This is a genomic window from Stenotrophomonas capsici (assembly GCF_034961085.1).
GTDB classification, from domain to species: Bacteria; Pseudomonadota; Gammaproteobacteria; order Xanthomonadales; family Xanthomonadaceae; genus Stenotrophomonas; species Stenotrophomonas capsici.
In genome coordinates this window covers 1-3157 of record NZ_JAYFUH010000236.1, presented here as the reverse complement: position 1 = coordinate 3157, position 3157 = coordinate 1, and the positions used below count along the sequence as shown (strand labels likewise).

Annotated in this window: 2 protein-coding genes; both read left to right on the top strand. The window is 64.6% G+C overall.

What is annotated here, in order from left to right; genetic code table 11:
* Positions 1 to 2750: type I-F CRISPR-associated helicase Cas3f (gene cas3f / locus VA603_RS12070; protein ID WP_323438991.1), on the top strand; the 2750-nt coding region annotated here is incomplete at its 5' end.
* Between the two features lie 85 nt (positions 2751 to 2835).
* Positions 2836 to 3157 (top strand): type I-F CRISPR-associated protein Csy1 (locus VA603_RS12065; RefSeq protein WP_323438990.1); only part of this gene is annotated, 322 nt, incomplete at its 3' end.

Below are 3157 nucleotides of genomic sequence, written 5' to 3'. Positions count from 1 at the left end.
TTCCGCCGCTGGCAGCTGCGGTGGCCTGGCTGGTGGTCAGCCACCATCGTCTCCCCGTCATTCCCTCATTCAATGCCGAAGGGACGCAGCAATGGCTTGGGCAGCGTGCCAGCCACTGGGATGAGCGCTGGCTCAAGGAGCCCCTGGCACTGGTCAGGCATACGTGGAATGAGCTTCCACAAGCACATACCGACGCGGAGGCGCTGCCGTACTGGCAAGCGGCCGCTCCCTTGCCCGTGGTCGACAAGCAATGGCGACGCCAGGCCGCCCGTGTCGCCGGAGGGCTTCAGGCACTGCCCGATCGAGACCGTCGATGGCTGGACAACCCCTATGTGATGCACCTTGCGCGCCTGAGCTTGATGCTGGCCGATCATCACTATTCCAGCCTTTCATCGGACGCACCCGAGCGCGTGCAGGTCCACACCGACAGTCCCTTGCATGCCAACACCGACAAACAAGGGAAGCTCAAACAGACCTTGCTGGAACACCTGCTCGGCGTCACTCGCGATGCAGGTCTGGTCGCCCACGCCCTGCCGGGCTTCGAGCGGCACCTGCCGTGCCTGGCCAACCACCGTGGCCTGCGCAAGCGTAGTGCACATCCAAGATTCGCCTGGCAGGACAAAGCCGCCGATGCGGCAGCAGGGCTGCGCGAGGAATGCCTGAAACGCGGTGGATTCATCATCAACATGGCTTCCACCGGCTGTGGGAAGACCTTGGCCAACGCGCGCATTCTGTATGCCCTCAGTGACCCGCAGCGCGGCATGCGCGCCACCTACGCCTTGGGCCTGCGCACCCTCACCTTGCAGACGGGCCGCAGCTATCGCAACGATCTGCATCTACGCGACGACGAACTGGCCATCCGCGTGGGCGGCTCGGCAAGCCGGGCATTGTTCGAGTACCACGAGCAGCAGGCGGAGGCTTCCGGCTCGGCGTCCATCCAGGACCTGATCGAGGAAGACAGCCACATCCTCTATGAAGGCAACACCAGCCAACATCCCCTGCTTTCGCGTGCCCTGCACGACCCCGACATTCGCAACCTGCTGTCCGCGCCTCTGCTGGTGTGCACGGTGGACCACATGGTGCCGGCAACCGAGTCGCTACGCGCGGGGCGCCAGATCGCCCCCATGCTGCGCCTGATGAGCGCGGACCTGGTGCTGGACGAGCTGGACGACTACGACCTCAACGACATGCCCGCCCTTGCCCGGTTGGTGCACTGGGCAGGCATGCTCGGCAGCCGCGTGGTGTTGTCCTCGGCCACACTGCCGCCCTCATTGGTCACCGGCATGTACCTGGCCTATTGCGCGGGTCGGCGTCTGTATCGGCAGAACCGGGGCGAACCCGGGGCAGCCAACATCGAAGCCGACATCCCATGTTTGTGGACCGACGAATACGGCGTACAGGTGGCCCAGGTGGATGGCAAGACGTTCGAGTACCAACACCTGCAATTTGTCGAACGACGGGCAACCCAGCTGCGCAAGGCTGTGCCACCACGCCGCGCACAACTGCTGCCGCTGGCCATCAAAGCCAAACGGCGCGAGCAGCAGCACGCCGAATTCGCGCCGCATGTTCGTGATGCCTGCCTGAGGCTCCATGACGCGCACCATCAGGTCGACCCGGCCAGCGGCAAGCAGGCCAGCTTCGGTCTTGTACGCATGGCCAACATCGGCCCGTTGTTTGAGGTCGCCCAGGCGCTGTATGCGCAAGGCGCGCCCGAGGGTGTCCGCATCCATCTGTGCGTCTACCACGCCCGCTTCCCGCTGCTGCAGCGCTCTGCGATCGAAGCCATGCTGGACGCTGCGTTCAATCGCCGCGGCGACGCCAATGCTGTTTTCCAGCAACCCGCCATCCGCAGTGCATTGGATGCCCACCCGGAGCCTCGGCACATTTTTGTCGTACTGGCTTCGCCCGTCTGCGAAGTGGGCCGTGACTGGGATGCGGATTGGGCAGTAGCCGAGCCTTCCTCCCTGCGCTCGCTGATCCAGTTGGCCGGGCGGGTGCAGCGCCATCGCGGCCAACCACCGGCGGAACCGAACCTGTTGGTGTTTGACACCAACCTGCGCCACTTCGCCAATGCGCAGGCCGACAAACCGGCATTCCTGCGCCCCGGCTATGAGAAGGCAGGGCTCTACCCAGGCCGGAAACGCCTGCAGCTGAGCAGCCATCGGCTTGCCGATCTGTTGCGTCCAGGCGAACTGGACCCCCTCAATGCCCTGCCCCGCATCCAGCCCCGGCCCTCCAATGAATGGAAGACGCGTCTGAGCCTCAGCGACCTGGAGCAGGCACGCACCGCACTCAGCCTATTGCCGCAACGCGCACTGACGGACGGGCCATTGGCTGCGATCGACCAGGACCAGGCCTTCGTGGGCTGGAAGTACCCCCACGCCGCATTGATCGGTGTGCTCCCCCAACAGCAACCCTTCCGTCAGCAGACGCTGCAGATGACCACGCTGGTGTTCCTGCCCGAAGAGGATGGCGAACGGCTGCGCCTGCATCGTGTCGAGGAAGCGGCCAGCCGGCACGCCGATTCCCAGCGGATCCTGATCGACCAGAGCCTGCGCACCGATGTCACGCTCCACGTGGGTCCCGGCATCAGCCCTTGGGGAAGGTTTGACCTGATGGCATTGCTGGAAGACCAGGCCGCCCATTCCGGCGACTCCCTGGACCACTGCGCCCAACGCTTCACCACGGTGGAGGTTCCTGACAGCCCGACGGGCTGGCGGTGGCATCCGCTGTTGGGGTTCACCGCATGACGCATCAAGTAGCGGCCGTCTCAGCCGTTGATACAAGGATGCGCTAAACAGCCGGAAGCAGATTCATCAACAAAGGAGATGGTTGGTGGCAGAACTGACAGATCGAGGAAAGGAATTCCGTGAAGCAATCACCCGCTTCATCGAAGCCCGGCGGGACGCCAAGCTGAAAGGCAAGGAAGAAGAAGGCGACACCGCCGGGAAGTACGAGTACGGCACCTGGCTGGCGGATGCCGCCCGCCGGGTGGGCCAGATCCAGGCCGTTACCCACGTCCTCAAAGCCACACATCCGGATGCGCGCGGCAGCAACCTGCATGTCCGTCCGGATGCCCTCCCCGCCCATGCCGATATCGGCACGCATGTACTCGGTGACGACTTCGCCGAAGACGTGGTGGGCAACGCGGCCGCAC